Raw genomic sequence first — 18,722 nt, forward strand, 5'->3', positions numbered from 1 at the left:
ATGAATTCGTATTGCAAGTACATACTTCTGGTAGTGTTTCTGACTGCCGGCAGGGCGTGCTTGGCCAATTCCCCGGCAGCTCGATCGGCCAATAAAGCCTGCCGTCCGGATTCGATGGTCGTGACTGAAAATCAACGACTGGTCGACGAGGGACTACGTTTCTGGGAACGAAAAGACTATACCAAAGCAGAACAATGTTTTCGGAAAGCGGCCGATAAGGGCTACAGTTGGGGGCAATACAACCTGGCACTCTGCTATTTTCACGGTAAGGGTGCCAGCAAAGACCTGTCGAAAGCGGCCGTTCTGTTTCAGTTGGCCGCGCGACAGGGGAATACCGAAGCCCAGTGTTGCCTGGCTACCATGTATCACTTCGGGATGGGTATCCATACGAATTTTGAGCAGGCGCTGAGTTGGTACACCCTGGCCGCCAAAGCGGGTAACGTGCAGGCACATACCTACATCGGCTCGATGTATCAGTTTGGGCAGGGTGTTCAGAAGGACTACCAGACGGCCCATGACTGGTACCAGAAAGCCGCTCAGAAAGGCTGTGCCAATGCCATGTATTACCTGGGTAGCCTATATGAAGGTGGTTACGGCGTGGCGAAGAACACGAAGGAAGCCCTGACATGGTACCGGGCCTCGGCAGATCAGAACAACGCCGAAGCCTGCTACCGGGCATTCCGCATCTATTATTACGAGCTTTCGGATGCGGCTAATGGGTATAATTATTTGACCCGGGCAGCCGCTCAGAACCACGTAGGAGCGCTCTATGAACTGGGAGAAACCCATTATCTGGGGCTATTGGGACGACCAGTCGACCGGAAGAAAGCCCGGCTGCATTATACAAAGGCCGCCGACGCCGGTAACGCAATGGCCCAGATGGCACTCAAAGTGAGAACTTTTGACGAGTAGTACGTAGTAGTTAGTACACGGCCGTATTGTTGCTCTGGGTTGGGGTCAGCAATACGGCTTTGTCTTGTTACGTTGGGGCGTATGGCGAGGGGCAGGGGGCATAGGGCGAGGGGTGATTCGGGTCTGACGGTACGTCTGACCGGGTCACAATAGACCCGCTGGATGGGATGGTTCGGGTATGGAAACTGGGGTGCAGACGTACAGTCATCCCCCAGCCCTACGCTCCCTCCACAATCACGATTTCTTCCGGGGTGAGCGCAAACAGGGCGTACACCATCTGGTCCAACTCGGCTTCCAGGGCCGACGTATCGGCCTTAGGGTTATCCCGTTTGGCTGCTAAAATCGCATCCACTTTCTCAATAAACGGAGCCTGCGCATCGGCAGAGATGTCGGGAATGGGAATTTGTGAAATGTAAACGGGCTTATACTCAAAATAGCCGTTTTGTTTGGTGGAAGAAATTTGCTGCATGACAAAATTCGTCGTGCGGCAATTCATAATTCCTAACACATACTTGTTGGCCGTGGCAACGATTGTTGTCTTTTCGTTGAAGTAAATGCCGCTTTCATCCCAGATACAGGAGGATTCTTTAGTTGTAGTCGGAGCAATAATATGTGGCTTCTCAAATTCAGGAAAGTAATCAACGGCATCCTGAATTTCATACCAGTTATACGTGCCTGCCTTACGGCCGTTCCATTTTCCCGAGAAACCTTTGGGTTTCGGCATTAACTCTTCCCTGTACGTTTCGAGGTGTTTCAAAATGGCCGGGTAATCTTCAATCTGGATACCGCGACGGGCGAATATCAAAAACTTCTCTGCCTTGGGCGTCTGATAGCGTTTAATATCCCGGCCGGCCAGGAATGGCTTGATGACCTCGGCGCTACGTGGGTCTTCGGCAATGAGCCGGTCGCGGGTTTCAGCGTTGATGACAAAAGCTTCGTTCAGGCCGGTTTTGACGCCGTAGTAAATCTTGTCCTGGACGTACTCGCAGAGGGGTTTGCCGGTCTTCCGGAGTTTGGTCAGCAGGTTCTGCACCGACGCATCGGACAGTACCCAGCCCCCATCCTGCAACGAATCCGTCGGGACGCTGAACGTCCGGTCGGGGAGGTACGCGGCCAGTCCACCTTTGCCAAACTTGAGCGTATCGACCTGCGCGGCCCGTAGCTGCCCCGTCGACGGCGCTTTCTGAATGGCCAGGATGCTGGGGTATGTAGTTGCTTCGTCGAACACCGGCAAATCGCCAAAGTCCGTAATCTGCTCGATGTTCCACTGTTTCAGCCATTTGCGGAGATTCGCGCCGTAGCCCGCCCGCATCCACTTGTTCGGCAGGATATAGGCAAACTGACCGCCGACCCGTAGCAGGTTCAGCCCCTGTTCGATGAACATCACGTAAAGATCGGCCGTACCGGCGTAGGTGTTCGGAAACGCCTTCTGGTACACCGTCTTGTTCGCGCCCAGTTCTTCCTGCCGGATGTAGGGCGGATTGCCCACGACTACGTCGAAACCAACGAAATTGCCGGTTTCGTCGAGCACCTCCGGAAACTCGAACCGCCACTCAAACGCATTCCGGAACAGTGGATTCCGGCGTTTGTCTTCCAGCGCTTGTTCTTTAACCGCCAGCTCAGTTTGCAGTTTCTGGCGTTTCTGCTCCTTCGTCGGCTCACCTTTTTTGCCCCTGGCCGGCGGCAGCGACGTAGCAAACAGATCGAGGCTGCTGTCGAGCAGGGCCAGTTCGCCCCGTAGCCGCGAGATGTCCTTCAGCAGCGGGTCGCGGTTGAGGTAAATACCCCGCAGGTAGGCATTGATGTCGTTCAGAAACCGGCTTACGTCCTGCTTCACGTCCTTGCTGCGGGCCTGTTTGTAGGTCAGTACGGCCGCGCGGTACGCCCTGAGGTTAAAACGCGGGTGCTCAAAAATCTCGCTGAACGACCGATCCAGTTCAAACCGCCCGATCAGCGAATTCCCCGCCTTGAGGTTGATGTCGAGGTTGGGGAGGGTTTGGAGGGTAAACGCTGAGGGCGTGGGGCCGGGGGCATGGGGCATGGGGAGGGGGGCGTGGATGGCATCAACCTCATGCCCTACGCCCCCCGCCCTACGCCCCATGCCCCCGGCTACATAATAAGCACTCTTCAGCAGTTCAATCCACAACCGAAGCCGGCAGATGTTGACCGAGTTGGGGTTGATGTCCACCCCGAACAGGCAGTTTTCGATCAGCGTCTGTTTTTCGTGAAAGAGCGTTTCCTGCACCCGTTGGCGTTCGGAAAGGGCGTGGATGGTGCCACCCCCATGCCCTACGCCCCCAGCCCCACGCCCCTGGCCCCCAGCCCCACGCCCTACGCCCCCCGGCGCAAAATACTGAAACGGCAGGCCGTCTTCGTCGGTGATAACCAGCTCGTCGTTCACGATGGCGATGTCGTAGCCGCGCAGTCGGCGGCCGTCGCGGTCGGCCAGGATACCGAGTTCGGCCTTGATGGCGATGAGTTCGTTCAGGGCCGACACCAGGAAGTGGCCGCTGCCCACGGCCGGATCGCAGATGCGCAGGCCGTTGATGACCGCGTTGGCCTCGGCGATGGGGATACGGTCGAGCTGGTTGTAGACGTCGGTGAGGTCGCGGGCCGTCCAGCCAAACTGCTCGTTGAACCGGCCGACCACGGCCCGGCGGATGGCGTCGCGGACCATGTACATCGTCACGAAGCCGGGCGTGAAAAACGAGCCGTCGCGGTAGCCGTTCAGCTTTTCGAAGATCAGCCCCAGCACGGCCGCGTTGATGAGCGGTTTGTTCTCCGACTGGATTTCGGCCGGGCCTTCGGACGAGAAATCGTAGGCATCCAGAAACGCCAGCAGGTAGTTGAGCGTCGGTAGCTGGCCGGTCTGGCGTTTGCCGTGCTGGTTGCGGAGTACCGTCTGTTCGTAAAGCGGCAGTTCGAGCCGGTCTTTCAGGTCCTTGATTTTGGCTTTCCGTTCCAGGTCGGTCAGTTCAAACAGCGAACTGTTCAGGTACGGGATCGGACCAAAGCGCGTCTGGATACTGGCCGGGCGCTGGCCTTCCGGTACGGCCAGAACCTCGAAAAACAGTTCGTGCAGCTCGTCGAATTCGCGCAGGTGCCGCGAGGTCAGAAACTGCACGCTCCGGTCGTTGTGGTGATAGCGTACCAACTGGCCTTCGAGCAGTTTAAGGAACAGGATGCGGTTCAGCCACGTAATGCACAACCCCAGCCCCACACCGAACAGTTGTTCCTCTTCCGTCTGACCGTACTGATCGGGTGCGTCGAGTTCGCTCAGCACGTTGTCGACCCGCAGGATGTTGATCGTGTTTTCGAGCAGCGAGCCTTCCTGGCGTTCGCCCTCGGGTAGCCGCTGGATGAGTTTCCGGCCGCCCTGAACGGTTTCGTGCAGCCCGATGATGTGGAGCAGTTCGTTATAAAAACTCCGGTTGAGCTGGTTGGCGTCGTTGGCAAAAGGCAGCTTCAGCAGGTGCTCCGGCGAAAACAGCTTGTAGACCGGGATGAGCCGCGCCGGGTCGGCGTCGAGGAGGTCGGCGGCCTCGCGCAGATTGAGGTACGTAACGGGCAGTTCGTCGTCCAGTTCGCGCAGAATACGAGCCGTTTCGGCGTAGAAAAACGTATTGTCTTTTTTCTGCTGCTGCTTGATCTGGTACAGCTTCCGGAGCTTGGCGTTGTCGTAGAAAAAGTGCCGGAAATCGTTCTCATCGAAGAAAAACCAGTTGTACACGTCGGTGATGACCAACTGGCTGATGGCGATGTTCTGGTGGCGTTCGCGCTCCTCGAAATAGTACAGAATCAGTTCGTGCAGCGCCTTGACGTTGTTTTTGATGGGCGTAATCATCTCGCCCGCAAACACCCGCTTGGCTTCGATGATAACTGCAGGCTCGTCGTGGCTGGTCGGACCTCTATGAATCACGAGGTCGATACGCTCCCGGGTGTTGATCTCGAAACGGTCGGCATAGAACGCTTCATTCAGAAACCCCGCGACGATGTTCTTCTGGTGCTCTTCGGTTTCGTCCTCGTCGAGTCGGGAAAAGAGCCGTCCCAGCGCCCGCCGGAACGTATCCATGCGCTCCTGCGTGATCGACTGTTTGGCGTATGCTTTATTAAGAGATTGGGTGGGTTTGCGGAGTTGAAGCCTCATACTGCAAAGGTAAACTGATCGGCGGATTAGCACCAGCTTCGGACGGTGGGGTGATCAGACCGGCGCGTTTTTGTTCCGTATAGTAAAGATTGAGTATAACCAGCCCGCAGGCAGACAGTTTCTTTGTATGTTAGTACAATAATTTGATAGACTAAACGGATAAAAACACACTTGTCTGTTTATAATCGGTTCGTGCCTACAACCTGGATTTGCGTATGATTCTTTCATTTACAGCCATTGATAAGAACGCTCAGCTCCGAAATTTCTCTTGTATGCTGGACGGGCTGGAAGTAGCGCTGGACGTACTGACCACAATTGTATCCTTCGGCGATACGATTCTCGACGCGCAGGTGGAGGAGGATGACTCGGCGATTCAGTTACCCTGCGAAGTATTCGACGGCGAGTCGATGTCGGTGCATATTCAGCAACTGGAGCAGGAGTGGCAGGCTATTCTGAGCGAGCCGTTTCGGTCGCCAAAAACCGATGGAAAAGAAGAATTACTTTCGTTGACACGCCGACGGGTCACGTTATACGAAACCAGAATCAACCTCCTTAACCAGGCCAGTTCCACATTTGAAAGCCTGATTCGGCAAACGGAGGAGGCATTGCCCGAAGGAATCCGAAAAAATCAACTCCTGGATCGTTACCGTTCGACTCTTAGCAGGCACCAGCGGTTGGTGAAGCGCAGCAAGGTAGATTACATGTACCTGCTGGAGCGTCTGTCGCAACTGACGGCTGCATAACATGGCAGGCTGCTGGTCTGGTGTGAGGTTCGGAACCTGACACCAGACCCGCAGCCTGTTTTTTTAATTTCCTTCCTTATCGCCAAACAACTGGCCCCAGAGGGCTTTGGCACGCTCCTTGGCTTCTTCAATCTGCACGGCTGCTTCAGCGCGGAGGTCGTCGAGCTTCTGCTGAGCGACCTGTAGCTGCACGGCCGCTTCGGCTCTCATCTCGTCAAATTTGTCGTCGGCCTGATCGACCAGTTCGTCTACTTTCACAGAAGCGGCTGCCACTACGGTTTCTGCCTGGGCCTGCAGGGCGCTGAGCTTCTCGGCGGCCGTTGCTTTCGCGGCTTCAAATTGCTGGGTGGCCTGTGCTTTCAGCCCCTCAACGTCGATGTCATTGGTCGCTTCGGTGGCTCTGGCCACGAGCTGGTCTTTCAGTTCGTCGAGGTGGGCCGCAGCCGCGCTGAGGTGCTGCCCCGCTTCCGTCTTGAAGTGTTCAAACTTTTCGGTGATTACGGTTTTTGCTTCCTGCAGTTTGTCGGCGGATGCGTTGGCGGGCGTGTTGGGTTTGTTTTCCATCGTGTGGTCCGGACTTCCGTCCGGTTGGTATAGGATGACTCGTCTTTAATTAATAAGAAATCAGTCAGGCTGAGACCGCTTCGATACTACCCCAGCCGCCGGACAATCAGCCCGTTGACCAGTTCAAACAGCGATACCGGCTTCAGGGTTCGCCAGTTGGCAATGTCGAGCGTACCGCCGAAATTGATGTAATAATCGAGGTGGTATTTTTTCCATTCGCGTTCGATGAACTCCGGCGAGTGAATAGCCGCGATCCAGCCGTCTTCTACATCTTCGAACCATTCTTCGTAGTAGGAATCGTCGGAGCCGTGGAAGTTAAACAAGTTTTCGCTGATTAGCATAAAGTACTTGATGCCTTCGTTCACGAGCGGGTCAACCACCTGTCGTTTCAGGTACATGATGTCGTTGTGGAGCGTATCGTTCCACTCGCCGAACAGCTCGATGATGACAAATTGCCGGTCGTAGTTGGCAAACAAAATCTTGCAATACAGCGTCTCCGAGCCGATGTCGTCCCAGAGCGGGTGGATATAGTAGCCGTAGATGTTGTTCTCGTACTGCTGCATGTTGTATTCCCGCTCGTGAAACGGAGACCGTTCGTCTTCCGACGCTACGTAGTACTTTTCCCAGCCGTAGAAGGGTTCAATGTCCTGCATAAAGTTTTCATGAAACGGCCTGCCGGTTGCCGGGCAGGCAATCGAAAAGATAACGCCAATTACCGTTGTTTGTTAAACGAAGCATACCGCCTTTTTTGTAGCTTGTAGCTCTATGGAAGACCTGTTTCGCCAACTGCAAACGCTCGTTACGTTGCCGGAAGCTGCCCGGCAGGCGCTTGAGTCGTTGTTTCGCCCGGTGTCCCTGCCCCGACACGCCTACTTTGTCCGGGCCGGAGACCCTACCGACGACGTCGCTTTCGTTCAGGAAGGAATTCTGCGGGCGTTCTGGACTTCGGCCGACGGCGTGGAATATAACAAAACGTTTTTTACCGAGGGCGACCTGATGGGAATTTACTACGCTTTATTGCTCAAACGCCCCAGCCATCTGTCGGTCCAGGCCCTTACGCCCTGTTCGCTTTGGGTAGCCAGTTTTTCGCGTATCGAAGCGTTGTATGACGAGCACCCGGCCATTGAGCGGTTGGCCCGCAAGCAGGCCGAACAGCTATTTCTCATCAAAGAACAACGCGAAATTGACCTGGTGATGCTCGATGCCAAAGCCCGCTACGAGAAACTCCAGCGCGAGTACCCTGATCTGGTGCAACGCATTCCGCAGTATCATATTGCGTCGCACCTGGGAGTAACTCCTACGCAGCTAAGCCGGATTCGGGCGCAGTAGCGATTTCTTTACGTATGTAAATGGATGGGGCCTGGGGGCCCTTTTTCTTTGCATTGAGGTCAACGTAATCGGTTGATTGTCACGAATCAATTTTTATCTCATACGCACGATCGGTATGTCAGCTTCCAGCAATCAGGCGCAGAGCGCCACCGTTCTTACTCAGGAAAAGAACACCTTTATGAACCCAGCCGGGCTATTCAATCCGGTGTACAACGGATTCTCGCACATCGGCAAGGTGCCGGCCGGAACAGAATTGATTTATCTCTCGGGGCAGTGGGCGTCGGATACGGATGGCAAACTGGTTTCCGCTGACTTTGAGGAGCAGGTTCGCCAGACGCTCAACAATCTGACGATTGCACTGGCCGCTGCGGGTGTATCGACCCGGCACATCGTGAAACAAACCATCTACATCGCAGACTTTACACCCGATAAGAAAGCGACCTTAATGAAGGTGGCGGCTACCGAATGGGACGCAGACGTATTCCCGGCCAGTACGATTGTTCCGCTGCCGCTGCTGGCAACGGCTCCGGGCTGCCTGATCGAAATTGAAAGTGTTGCCACCAAATAGCCGTTGGTTATGAAACTCCACGGACAATGCATTGTACTCACGGGCGGTACGTCGGGCGTAGGCCTGGCGTTGCTCAAAGCCCTGCACCAGCGCGGCAACCAACTGGTCGTGGTTGGTCGTAACGAAGCCCGCATCGCCGAACTACAGGCAACTTTTCCCGACGTAACGTTTCTGCGCGCTAACCTGGCGTCGACCACCGACGTAGCGAATCTGATACTGACACTCCAGCGCGATTTCGGTAACTGCTCAGTACTCATCAACAATGCCGGTGTTCAGTTTACCTACACCGTAGGCGATAACGCCGAAGGCCAGTCGCGCATCGCGAGCGAAATCCAGATAAACCTGACGGCACCCATTCAGCTAACGGATGCGCTGCTGCCCACCATGCGCCGACAGCCCGCTGCGGCCATTATCAATGTAACGTCGGGGCTGGGGATTTCACCGAAGCGGTCGGCGCCCGTGTACAGCGGGACCAAAGCGGGATTACAGGTGTTTTCGAAGGCGATGCGCTACCAACTGGAGGGCACGCGGGTGCAGGTCGTGGACGTAGTGCTGCCGCTGGTCGATACACCCATGACGGCTGGTCGGGGGCGCGGGAAGATTTCGCCGGAACAGGTGGCCCGCGAACTCATAGGGGGCGTAGAACGGGGGCGGTCGGTGGTGAACGTCGGTAAGGTTAAGCTTTTTCGGGTAATCCACCGGCTGGCACCAGGGCTGGCTGACCATCTGTTAAAAAACGGCTGATGTCGTCTGCGCCGGCTTCCACCACAGTTATCTTATGTCGTACGTAGGCTTTCACCTGTTCGATCTCGGCAATGGCCTGGTCGAGGTGGCTTAACTGGTCGTGGAGCACGCGCAGCTTGTCGGCGACGGATAAGTCACCGGTTTCCCAGCTATCGATTGTCTCCCGGATCTGTTGTAAACTGAAGCCCATCGCTTTGGCGTACTTGATTTGCAGCAGCCGGATTACGTGCCAGTCGGTATACTGTTTGAAACCACTACCCGTTCGTTTAACGGGCAGGAGGCCAAGTTTTCCGTAGAATCGAATGGTGTCGTGCGTAAAGCCCGTACGCTCCGCCAGTTCGCCGATGTGCATAGCGGCTGTTTTTTTGGTAAGTTACGAACTCTGGAGTTAACTCCAGGTTGTTGAGCCCTTGAAGCAGTACATCAGCCATGAAATCAAGTAGCAAAAACATCCTGATCACGGGCGTATCGACCGGCATCGGTTGGGGAGCCGCCCACCAGTTCATCGAACAAGGGTATACCGTATTCGGCAGTGTCCGCAAGGCATCGGATGCCGACCGGCTACAACGCGAGTGGGGCGAGCGCTTTGTGCCGCTGCTCTTCGACGTAACCGACGCTGAAGCCGTTGCGGAGGCAGCGCAGTCGCTCACAGGCCGGCTGGCCGGGAGCGGGCTGGCCGGGCTGGTCAACAACGCGGGCATCGCCATCGGCGGCCCGCTCCAGCACCAGCCAATGGCCGAAATCCGGCAGCAGTTCGAGGTGAACGTATTTGGGTTGCTCCAGGTGACACAGGCCTTTCTGCCCCTGCTCGGTGCGCGGGAGAATCATCCGGTGCCGCCGGGCCGGATTCTGAACATCAGTTCGGTAGGCGGTAAGATTGCGGCTCCGTTTATCGGGGCCTACGCCGGAACGAAATTCGCCGTTGAGGGACTGTCGCACAGCCTGCGCCGGGAACTACAGCTCTACGGCATCGATGTGATTGTGATCGGGCCGGGCGCGGTCAACACGCCGATCTGGGACAAAGGCGTTGATGCCAGTCCGTATGTTCAGACGGCCTACGGCCCGGCCATCACCCGGTTCGTGAAGAATTTTATTGAAGAAGGGCGCGTAGGGTTTACGCCGGATTATCTCGGCAGGCAGATTGTCCGCATTTTTGAAACGCCCAATCCCAAAACCCGCTACGCGCTGGTGCCGAAACGGCTGGAACGCTGGGTGCTGCCCCGGTTATTGCCCGATCGGCTGCTGGACCGAATTCTGGGCCGTTTGACGGGATTACGCCCGGCGAAAGGGTAGATGGGTTAGTGGTTTGTGGTTTGTAATATGTATGGTGAGTGGTTTGTGGTTGCGCTGCAAGGGTACCGGGCTCCAGTTCCACACACCAATAACTACAAACCACAAACCCATAAACCACAACCCTCCATGCTCAAGCCCGCTTTTCAGAAAGACGATGCCCTGCTGGCCGACCTCAAGGCTGCCGCCGGCCACCCCGAACAACTCCACATCTGGTGGCTGGGGCAGAGTGGTTTTCTGCTGCAATACGTCGGCAGACGACTGCTGTTCGATCCGTACCTGTCCGATTCGCTGACGCGCAAATATGCGGCTACCGACAAACCCCACGTCCGGATGTCGGAGCCGGTCATCGATCCGGCGAAACTGACGGGCCTTGAGGTGATTACGTCCAGCCACAACCATACTGACCACCTGGACGCGGAAACGCTGTGCCCGCTGTTTGAGGCTAACCCTAATGCGCAGTTTGTCATTCCGGAAGCCAATCGGGCGTTCGTGGCCGACCGGCTCGGGTGCGATCCGGACTGGCCCATCGGCCTGACGAGCGGGCAGACCACGACGGTGGGGGGCTTCGTGATTCACGGGGTACCGGCGGCTCACAACGACCTGGCCGTCGATACGAAGGGGCACAACCTGTACATGGGGTTTGTCGTCGAACTGGGACCGTACAAAGTCTACCATTCCGGCGATACGCTCTGGTTCGATGGCCTGGAAAACCTCCTTCGGCCGTTTGCGGTGGACGTAGCGTTTCTGCCCATCAACGGCAACAAACCCGAACGGCGCGTGGCCGGAAATCTCAACCCCGACGAGGCCGCCCGGCTGGGGCGCGACATCGGCGCGAAGGTGACCATACCGCACCATTACGACCTGTTTGAGTTCAACACCGCTGACCCAGCCGAGTTTGTTCAGGCCTGCAACCAACACGGAACACCCTACCACGTACTGCGGCTGGGCGAGCGGATGACCATCGGTCAGGCGGTAGAATGAGCAGGAGGGCGGCTTTTTTGGGTATCCATGACCCGAAACGCCATGAAGAACGTCCTGCTTTTCCTACTGTCAATAACTACGCTGCCGCTGTCTGCTCAGGCACAATCAATCCCCAACTTCAGGATTCAGGTCGTCGACAACCAGATCGACATTGGCTATGGGATGGCCATTGGCGATGTCGATGGCGACCGTCGGCCGGACATTCTGCTGGCTGATCAGAAGGAGTTTGTCTGGTATAAAAACCCCGGGGGTAGTTCTTCCGGCGATAAAACCAGTACGTGGCAGCGGTACGTTATGGCGGCCAATCTGACCCCACAGGATAATGTCTGCATTGCGGCCCGCGACATCGACGGCGACGGGCGCGTGGAGGTGGCCGTGGGTGCCGGCTGGAACCCCGCCGAAACCGACGACAGCACGAAGTCCGGGGCGGTTTTCTACCTCATTCGCCCTAAAGACCCGACGCAGCCCTGGGAGCCGGTGCGCTTGCATCACGAGGTAACAACGCACCGGATGCGCTGGGCGAAAGTAGGGCGCAACAACTTTCAATTGATTGTGGTGCCCCTGCATGGTCGCTATAATCGCAATGGTGAGGGGAGGGGTGTTAAAGTCCTGGCTTATGAAATGCCGAAGAATCCGCGGGATACGTGGAAAATGCAACTGGTCGATTCGACCATGCATATGACCCACAACTTCGACATCTGGGAGGATGGAGCCGAAACGCAACTACTGATCGGCAGCAAGGAAGGTGGTAAGCGACTGGCGTACCGGAAAGGCCGGTGGGAGCCGCTGGGGCGCTGGATCGGGCAGGGCAACGGCATGGGTGAAGTCCGCCGGGGGTTTGATAAAGGCAAGGTTCCCTTTGTCGCATCGGTTGAGCCGATGCATGGCAACAAAGTGGCCGTGTATCGCAACGGTCCCGTCGCCGACGCGCCCGATCGGCTGATGTACGGCGTTACGCAGCCGCTGACCGACAAGTTCAACCAGGGCCATGCGCTGGTCTGTGGCGATTTTCTCGGGCTGGGCAGCGATCAGGTAGTGGCCGGTTGGCGCAATCCCAATGCCGACAAGCAGGTAGGCATCCGGATGTTCGTACCGGGTGCGGCCGGGCAATGGCAGGAATATCCGATTGACGACAGTGTTCGGATGGCGTGTGAAGACCTACAAGCCGCCGACCTCGACGGGGATGGCGACCTCGATCTAATAGCCTCCGGCCGTGCAACCCTGAACGTACTGATCTACTGGAATCAGCGGAAGTAAAATTCAATAGATACCGATCTGCTCAGTTACTCAATCTGAACTAAAAGGCAAGGTCAAAATAGAGGTAGTAATTGTCAATTTTTAACCATATTGGCTGTAAACGGTCATTAATAGGGTTAATAAAGAGTCAAATTTTTAAAAAATTTAAGATTTATATCGATTAAGTACAGTAGAAGCATACGGTAGTACCCTTTTCCATCTTTGAAGAAAAAACATAAAAAAACCTATGCAAAAACCTTTAACCGGAACGGCTTTTCCTGCGCTACCTGGAGGCCATCCTGTGGAAAGCAGGCAGGTAAGGAAATTTCTTTATTTACTCCTCCTGCTCCAATGCTGCGCCATTACGGCCTGGGCGCAGACGAGAGTAAGCGGTCGGGTCATTGACGAACAGAACTCAGCGCTACCGGGCGTGAGTGTGGTTCTCAAAGGCACGACAACGGGTACCGTAACGGACGCCGACGGCCGTTATCAGTTGAACGTGACGGGCAGCAACCCTACGCTGGTGTTCTCCTACATCGGCTACGTTACGCAGGAACTACCTGTGAATGGCAAAAGCTCAATTAACCTGACCCTGGCGGCTGACACCAAATCGCTGAACGAAGTGGTGGTTGTAGGGTACGGTACGCAGAAGAAAGAAACCGTTACGGGCTCAGTTGTGTCTGTGAAAGGGGCCGACCTGATTAAATCGCCGACAACGAACCTTTCCAACTCAATCGCCGGCCGTCTGCCGGGTGTAATTGCCGTAAACCGTAGTGGTGAGCCCGGCGCTGATGGTTCGGCCATCCGGATTCGGGGAACCAACACCATCGGTAATAATGACGCGCTGGTCGTTGTGGATGGTATCCCGGCCCGGGCGGGTGGTCTGCAGCGTATCAACCCGAACGACATCGAGAGCATCTCCGTTTTGAAAGATGCGTCGGCCGCGATCTATGGATCACGGGCCGCCAACGGCGTTATCCTGATTACGACCAAACGTGGTAAAACCGGTAAACCGCAACTGTCTTACTCCTTTAATCAGGGCTTTGCGCAACCAACGGTTATTCCAAAGCTGGCTAATGCAGCCCAGTACGCGGAGATGCTGAATGACCTGAACATCTACGAACTGCCGGTTTCAGAATGGTCTGCTGCTAACCAGGCCTATAAAACGACGGGTACGTTCACCCGTCCCAATGGTACTGTTCGGACGGCTCCGTATTCACCAACGGATATTGCTAAATACAGAGATGGCTCCGATCCGTGGGGGCACCCAAATACGGACTGGTACGGGTCGACGCTGAAAACCTGGTCGCCCCAGCAGCAACATAACCTGCAGGTAACGGGAGGAACAGAAGACTTCAAGTATCTGGCTTCATTGGGTTATCAGAATCAGGACGCCTTTTACAAAAACTCCGCAACGGGCTATAAGCAGTATGATGCACGGGTGAATCTGGACGCCAACATCAACAAGTACGTTCACCTGGCCGTTGGCTTGTTGGCTCGCGAAGAATACCGTTATTACCCGACGCGCCCAGCTAGTGCTATCTTCCGGATGCAGATGCGTGGTAAGCCCAATCAGCCGGCTTTCTGGCCCGACGGTCGTCCCGGTCCTGACATCGAGAATGGCGAAAACCCGGTGGTAATTACCACCAACGCAACGGGATATGACCGCGATAAGCAGGATTATTTCCAGTCGAACGGTCAGGTAGATTTCAAAATTCCGGGTGTTGAAGGACTGAAAATCAGCGGTACAGCGGCTGTCGATAAACGCCTGCGTAACCGCCGGCTGTGGCAGACGCCCTGGACGCTCTACGAACGCGGAACGGGCACGGATGCGAACGGTAATCCGAACTTGATTGCCAGCGTACGTGGACCGGCTGAACCCCGCCTGAACGTGTACGGTGAAACGCAGTTAAACATTCTGTTAGGGGGGCTTGCTACCTACGAGAAGAAATTTGGCGACCACGCGCTGACATTCCTGGCGGGTGTAAACCGTGAAACCATTCAAGGGGATAACGTAGAAGCTTTCCGGCGGTATTTCATCTCGACCGCTATCGACCAGTTGTTTGCCGGTGGTGACCTCGAGAAAAACGCTACGGGTGGTGCCTACAACCGCGCCCGGATCAACTACTTCGGTCGGGTTGCCTACAACTACAAAGAGAAGTACCTGGCTGAATTCCTGTGGCGGTACGACGGTTCCGATATCTTCCCCGAAGTAACCCGTTACGGCTTCTTCCCTGGTTTCCTGGGGGGCTGGGTAATCTCGGAAGAAAACTTCTGGAAAAACTCAATACCAGCGGTAAACTACCTGAAACTCCGTGGTTCGTGGGGCCAGTTGGGTAACGACCAGATTTATTTACCGGGTACCACAAACCTGGCTACGTATCAATATCTGGCTACGTACGGATTCAATACGTATATCATTGACAACGCTCCCCGCACAACACTATCAGAAGCTCGTATCCCCAACCCGACCATTACGTGGGAAGTGGCTAACAACACCGATATTGGTCTGGAAGGGCAGTTGTTCAACGGTAAAATCAACTTCGAGTTCGATTTCTTCAATAACCTGCGGACGTCAATCCTGTATCCCCGAAACGCGTCGATTCCTCGCTCAACGGGTCTGACGCTGCCTCCCGAAAACATCGGAAAGCTACGGAACCGGGGCTTCGACGGACAGATTGGCTACAACGGTCAGGCTGGCGCACTGCGGTATTCGGTGAGCGTAAACGGTGGTTACTCTCAGAACAAAATTCTGTTCTGGGACGAAGCGCCGGGTGCACCCGAGTGGCAGCGTACGACCGGCCGGGCGCTGAACTCATACCTCGTGTATGAATACGACGGTGTATTTAAAGATCAGGCGGATATCGATGCCAATAAGATCGACTATTCGGCAATCGTGAAAACCATCCGCCCCGGCGACATGAAGTACAAGGATTACAACGGCGATGGTAAAATTACGCCTGACGACCAGTATCGTCTCGAACGTACGAACCTGCCGCTGTTCCAGGGTGGTATGAACATTACGGCATCGTACAAAAACTTCGATCTGACGATCCTGTTCCAGGGGTCAGCCGGTGCTCGTCAGTACATCAGCCTGGGCGAATCGGGGAACATTGGTAACTACCTGCAGGAGTTTTATACCAATCGCTGGACAATCGAGAACCCGAGCAGCGTTCACCCGCGGATTGCCAACCGGAGCGATCAGTACTACTCAAATGGAAACACGTACTGGCTGCGTTCGGCTGATTATCTCCGGTTGAAAAACTTCGAACTGGGTTACACCGTTCCGGAGAAAATTGGCGGGAAAGTAGGTATCAGCAACCTGCGGGTGTATGCCAATGGGCTGAACCTGTTCAACATCATTAACAAATTAGGTTCGTATGATCCCGAATCAGATAACGCGACGGGACAGTATTACCCGCAGTCCCGTATTATGAACTTCGGTGCAGCAGTACGATTCTAACCCACATTGTCAATATGATACGTAACGTTAAAACGATAAGTTTAGTCCTGGCCATCGGTGCGATGACCGTGACGAGCTGTAACGACAATTTTGTCAATACGCTGCCGCTGGATCAGGTGTCCGGCTCGGCCGTATGGTCAGATGCGCCCCTGGCCGAAGCCTTTGTCACCGGTATTTATGCCGGCTTGGATATGGGTGGTTTCAGAGAGGAACAACTCGCATCGACCACCGACGAAACGCAGTTCACCCACCCCGGTCGCGGTATAACAACCATTACGGAAGGACGGGCAAACCCCGCCGATCAGGGCTGGTCGAATAACCCGCACGAATGGAACAACATGTACCTGCGGATTCGGGCCTGTAATCTGGCCCTGGAAAATCTGGCCAAGCCTGGTTTTGCGAACACGAACAACATCGTGGAACGGCTAACCGGCGAAGCCAAGTTCCTGCGGGCGTACTACTACCATCAACTGGTCCGGTTTTACGGCGGTGTACCGATTGTGGACAAGACGTATGGACTGGGTGCCGCCGATTATACAGTGCCCCGCAATACGATGGAAGAGTGCATTAATTTCATCGTGAAAGATTGCGATGATGCGGCCACGCTGCTGAAAGGTAGAGCCATGGCGCTGGGTCGGGCTAACGAAGCAGCCGCACGCGCGCTGAAAGCCCGCATCTTGACGTATGCGGCCAGCGATCTGTACGATGCAACAACGGCTAAGCAGAAATCAACCGCTCATGCTGCCTTTTCTAAGCCAGAACTGCTTGGCTACGTAAGCGGTAGCCGCACGGAGCGCTGGCAGAAGGCCAAAGCGGCTGCGAAAGCAGTACTGGATCTGACGGCCTACGGTTCGCAACTGAATCTGTCAGCACCGGCCACATCAGCGGCAGGTTCGGAGAACTACATGAACATAGCCCTGGCGCGGAATGGTGGCGAAAAGGACATTCTTTTCTCGCGCTTGTTCAACAACATCAAGCAGGAAGACGGTGGTCGCCAGGGTCTGTACAACGGACCGAACGGCTATCATAACTGGGCGGGTAATACACCCATCCAGCAACTGGTTGATGATTACGAAATGATGGACGGCACCAAATTTAGCTGGAGTAACCCAACCCACGCTTCGGCGCCCTACGTCAACCGCGATCCGCGCTTCTATGCGTCAATTCTGTACGACGGTGCTCCCTGGAAACCCCGTACGGCCGACGTAGCGGCTAAAGACCCCGCCAACCAGATTCAGACCGGCCAGTACGAAGTGACCAGCGGCAGCGGCAAAGTGTCGGTTGCCGGACTGGACACGCGCAAAAGCACGGTTGAAGACTGGAACGGCAGCTATACCGGCTACTACATGCGGAAGTTCATTGATCCGAACCCTGCCATTGTTGACCAGAACACCTGGCAGCAGATTCCCTGGCCGTTCCTGCGCTATACGGAAGCCGCGCTGAACTATGCCGAAGCCTGCATCGAGTTGGGTGAGGAAGCCGAAGCCCGCACCTGGCTGAATAAGATTCGCTTCCGGGCTGGTATGCCTGCAATAACCGCGTCGGGTGATGCACTACGCCAGCAGTACCGGAACGAACGACGTGTCGAACTGGTCTTCGAAGAGCACCGCTACCACGATGCCCGGCGCTGGATGATTGCGCCTACCACGCTTGGCCGTAAGGTGCAGTGGATATCCATTAACGGTACGTTGAAACCAGGCAAATCGGTGACTATTTACAAATACGACCCGACTAACTACGATTACACGTATCGGGTGGTTGAGGGAGATCCCGGTAAGGAAAACCGTGCCTGGCTCGATAAAATGTATTTCCGACCGATTAGCCGCGACGAAATGAACCGGAACAACAAGCTGGTGCAGAACCCCGGCTACTAATCCGATCATTTTGCCAGATTGCACCGGTGCCAGCGTAGTGATGCGCTGGCACCGGTTGTTTAAGCCCCATTGATTCAAACGAACAAATTGGGTAATTTCCTTGCGTTTGCCCCTTATAGCCTTAGCCTGTCGCACCTAATCAACCCCTTATCCCATGAAAGCGGTTTTTCTCACTTTACTCCTGGGTGGCCTGACCCATGCTGGCCTGGCTCAGTCAGACGTACTGCGGCTCAAAGGCGGGGCCGCCGGTGAAAAATCCATCCCATTCGCCGAACGGTACCGGTACGACCAGTTTCGAGACGGCAAAATCCTCTACCAGAATGGAGCGTCGGCCAACGCCCGGTTCAACTACAACATTGTGCTGGGCGAGATGCAGTTCATCGACCAGCGCGGAGATACCCTGGCGGTGGCGAGTGAGCCGGTGGTTCGGATGGTCGGGGTTGGTTCAGAAGTGTTCTGGTTCGATCGGTCGCTGGGTTTTCTGGAGCTGATTGGGGAGGAGACCCCCGTAAAACTGGCCGTGAAGCATGGATTAAAAACGGTCAAGAGCGAGAGAAAAGGAGGGTATGGGCAGTCATCCGGCACATCGGCCATCACGAACTACCAGTTTTATTCGTCCGGTAATACGTCCGTACGGGCGCTCGATATCAAAGGGGATGTGCTGGTGAGTAAAGACAAATCGTTTTTTCTGATTGATCAGAACGGCCGCGCGTGGCCGGCTAACCGGGCCAGTGTCCTGAAAGTATTCAGTAAACAGCGGGATACCCTCAAAACCTACCTGGATCGTGAATCCATTGATTTCAAACAGCAGGACGATATGAAAAAACTTCTAAAATATTGTAGTAACTTGCTCTAGTTTCCGTACGCG

Annotated in this window: 15 protein-coding genes; 11 read left to right on the forward strand and 4 right to left on the reverse strand. The window is 55.3% G+C overall.

Annotated features, from left to right (window positions below; genetic code table 11):
• Entirely contained in the window at positions 1-912 is a 912-nt protein-coding gene (locus tag BN8_RS03600; protein WP_009280433.1) for a tetratricopeptide repeat protein, read from the forward strand.
• 217 nt (positions 913-1,129) lie between these two features.
• Here the strand turns inward: BN8_RS03600 and BN8_RS03605 are convergent, their stop codons facing one another.
• Positions 1,130-5,059, reverse strand: a complete 3,930-nt coding sequence (locus tag BN8_RS03605) for a class I SAM-dependent DNA methyltransferase (RefSeq protein WP_009280434.1) — start codon at positions 5,057-5,059, stop codon at positions 1,130-1,132.
• 215 nt (positions 5,060-5,274) lie between these two features.
• Here BN8_RS03605 and BN8_RS03610 point away from each other — a divergent pair, with 215 nt between their 5' ends.
• On the forward strand, positions 5,275-5,802 hold the full coding sequence (locus tag BN8_RS03610) for a hypothetical protein (protein WP_009280435.1): 528 nt from the start codon (positions 5,275-5,277) through the stop codon (positions 5,800-5,802).
• A 63-nt stretch (positions 5,803-5,865) separates the two neighbouring features.
• Here BN8_RS03610 and BN8_RS03615 read toward each other — a convergent pair whose 3' ends face one another.
• The gene (locus BN8_RS03615; protein WP_009280436.1) at positions 5,866-6,366 is read right to left on the reverse strand and encodes a hypothetical protein; all 501 of its coding nucleotides are present in this window, start codon (positions 6,364-6,366) and stop codon (positions 5,866-5,868) included.
• An 86-nt stretch (positions 6,367-6,452) separates the two neighbouring features.
• Positions 6,453-7,019 carry a hypothetical protein gene (locus BN8_RS03620; protein ID WP_009280437.1) on the reverse strand — a complete coding sequence of 189 codons (567 nt, stop codon included), beginning with the start codon at positions 7,017-7,019 and terminating at the stop codon, positions 6,453-6,455.
• 112 nt (positions 7,020-7,131) lie between these two features.
• On the opposite strand from BN8_RS03620, the gene BN8_RS03625 reads away from it, so the two are divergent.
• The 3 genes from BN8_RS03625 (at position 7,132) to BN8_RS03635 (ending at position 9,007) form a co-directional block, all read left to right on the forward strand.
• A complete protein-coding gene (locus tag BN8_RS03625; RefSeq protein ID WP_009280439.1) occupies positions 7,132-7,695 on the forward strand; it encodes a Crp/Fnr family transcriptional regulator in 564 nt (187 codons plus the stop codon).
• Positions 7,696-7,810: 115 nt separating this feature from the next.
• The gene (locus BN8_RS03630) at positions 7,811-8,263 is read left to right on the forward strand and encodes a RidA family protein (protein ID WP_009280440.1); all 453 of its coding nucleotides are present in this window, start codon (positions 7,811-7,813) and stop codon (positions 8,261-8,263) included.
• A 9-nt stretch (positions 8,264-8,272) separates the two neighbouring features.
• Positions 8,273-9,007 carry an SDR family oxidoreductase gene (locus tag BN8_RS03635; RefSeq protein WP_009280441.1) on the forward strand — a complete coding sequence of 245 codons (735 nt, stop codon included), beginning with the start codon at positions 8,273-8,275 and terminating at the stop codon, positions 9,005-9,007.
• Here the strand turns inward: BN8_RS03635 and BN8_RS03640 are convergent.
• On the reverse strand, positions 8,940-9,359 hold the full coding sequence (locus BN8_RS03640) for a MerR family transcriptional regulator (protein ID WP_009280442.1): 420 nt from the start codon (positions 9,357-9,359) through the stop codon (positions 8,940-8,942). The genes BN8_RS03635 and BN8_RS03640 overlap by 68 nt on opposite strands.
• Before the next feature lie 77 nt (positions 9,360-9,436).
• On the opposite strand from BN8_RS03640, the gene BN8_RS03645 reads away from it, so the two are divergent.
• The 6 genes from BN8_RS03645 to BN8_RS03670 all read left to right on the forward strand — a co-directional run bounded on the left by BN8_RS03645 (position 9,437) and on the right by BN8_RS03670 (position 18,710).
• Positions 9,437-10,300, forward strand: coding sequence for an SDR family NAD(P)-dependent oxidoreductase (locus BN8_RS03645; RefSeq protein ID WP_009280443.1), 864 nt, complete (start codon positions 9,437-9,439; stop codon positions 10,298-10,300).
• 126 nt (positions 10,301-10,426) lie between these two features.
• Positions 10,427-11,281, forward strand: a complete 855-nt coding sequence (locus BN8_RS03650) for an MBL fold metallo-hydrolase (protein ID WP_040005305.1) — start codon at positions 10,427-10,429, stop codon at positions 11,279-11,281.
• 42 nt (positions 11,282-11,323) lie between these two features.
• Entirely contained in the window at positions 11,324-12,538 is a 1,215-nt protein-coding gene (locus tag BN8_RS03655) for an FG-GAP repeat domain-containing protein (protein ID WP_040005413.1), read from the forward strand.
• Between the two features lie 226 nt (positions 12,539-12,764).
• Positions 12,765-15,980: a SusC/RagA family TonB-linked outer membrane protein gene (locus BN8_RS03660; protein WP_009280446.1), complete on the forward strand. Its 3,216-nt coding sequence runs from the start codon at positions 12,765-12,767 to the stop codon at positions 15,978-15,980.
• A gap of 14 nt (positions 15,981-15,994) precedes the next feature.
• On the forward strand, positions 15,995-17,854 hold the full coding sequence (locus tag BN8_RS03665) for a RagB/SusD family nutrient uptake outer membrane protein (protein ID WP_009280447.1): 1,860 nt from the start codon (positions 15,995-15,997) through the stop codon (positions 17,852-17,854).
• A gap of 154 nt (positions 17,855-18,008) precedes the next feature.
• On the forward strand, positions 18,009-18,710 hold the full coding sequence (locus BN8_RS03670; protein WP_009280448.1) for a hypothetical protein: 702 nt from the start codon (positions 18,009-18,011) through the stop codon (positions 18,708-18,710).
• Positions 18,711-18,722 lie beyond the last annotated feature (12 nt).

Source organism: Fibrisoma limi BUZ 3 (genome assembly GCF_000296815.2).
In the GTDB taxonomy this organism is placed as follows: Bacteria; Bacteroidota; Bacteroidia; order Cytophagales; family Spirosomataceae; genus Fibrisoma; species Fibrisoma limi.

Excerpts from the sequence above, each read along its gene's own strand:
- BN8_RS03630 (WP_009280440.1), top strand. The coding sequence starts at position 7,811 with ATGTCAGCTTCCAGCAATCAGGCGCAGAGCGCCACCGTTCTTACTCAG.
- BN8_RS03615 (WP_009280436.1), bottom strand. The coding sequence starts at position 6,366 with ATGGAAAACAAACCCAACACGCCCGCCAACGCATCCGCCGACAAACTG.
- BN8_RS03600 (WP_009280433.1), top strand. The coding sequence starts at position 1 with ATGAATTCGTATTGCAAGTACATACTTCTGGTAGTGTTTCTGACTGCC.
- BN8_RS03605 (WP_009280434.1), bottom strand. The coding sequence starts at position 5,059 with ATGAGGCTTCAACTCCGCAAACCCACCCAATCTCTTAATAAAGCATAC.
- BN8_RS03640 (WP_009280442.1), bottom strand. The coding sequence starts at position 9,359 with ATGCACATCGGCGAACTGGCGGAGCGTACGGGCTTTACGCACGACACC.
- BN8_RS03650 (WP_040005305.1), top strand. The coding sequence starts at position 10,427 with ATGCTCAAGCCCGCTTTTCAGAAAGACGATGCCCTGCTGGCCGACCTC.
- BN8_RS03610 (WP_009280435.1), top strand. The coding sequence starts at position 5,275 with ATGATTCTTTCATTTACAGCCATTGATAAGAACGCTCAGCTCCGAAAT.
- BN8_RS03660 (WP_009280446.1), top strand. The coding sequence starts at position 12,765 with ATGCAAAAACCTTTAACCGGAACGGCTTTTCCTGCGCTACCTGGAGGC.
- BN8_RS03665 (WP_009280447.1), top strand. The coding sequence starts at position 15,995 with ATGATACGTAACGTTAAAACGATAAGTTTAGTCCTGGCCATCGGTGCG.
- BN8_RS03620 (WP_009280437.1), bottom strand. The coding sequence starts at position 7,019 with ATGCAGGACATTGAACCCTTCTACGGCTGGGAAAAGTACTACGTAGCG.
- BN8_RS03635 (WP_009280441.1), top strand. The coding sequence starts at position 8,273 with ATGAAACTCCACGGACAATGCATTGTACTCACGGGCGGTACGTCGGGC.
- BN8_RS03670 (WP_009280448.1), top strand. The coding sequence starts at position 18,009 with ATGAAAGCGGTTTTTCTCACTTTACTCCTGGGTGGCCTGACCCATGCT.
- BN8_RS03655 (WP_040005413.1), top strand. The coding sequence starts at position 11,324 with ATGAAGAACGTCCTGCTTTTCCTACTGTCAATAACTACGCTGCCGCTG.
- BN8_RS03645 (WP_009280443.1), top strand. The coding sequence starts at position 9,437 with ATGAAATCAAGTAGCAAAAACATCCTGATCACGGGCGTATCGACCGGC.
- BN8_RS03625 (WP_009280439.1), top strand. The coding sequence starts at position 7,132 with ATGGAAGACCTGTTTCGCCAACTGCAAACGCTCGTTACGTTGCCGGAA.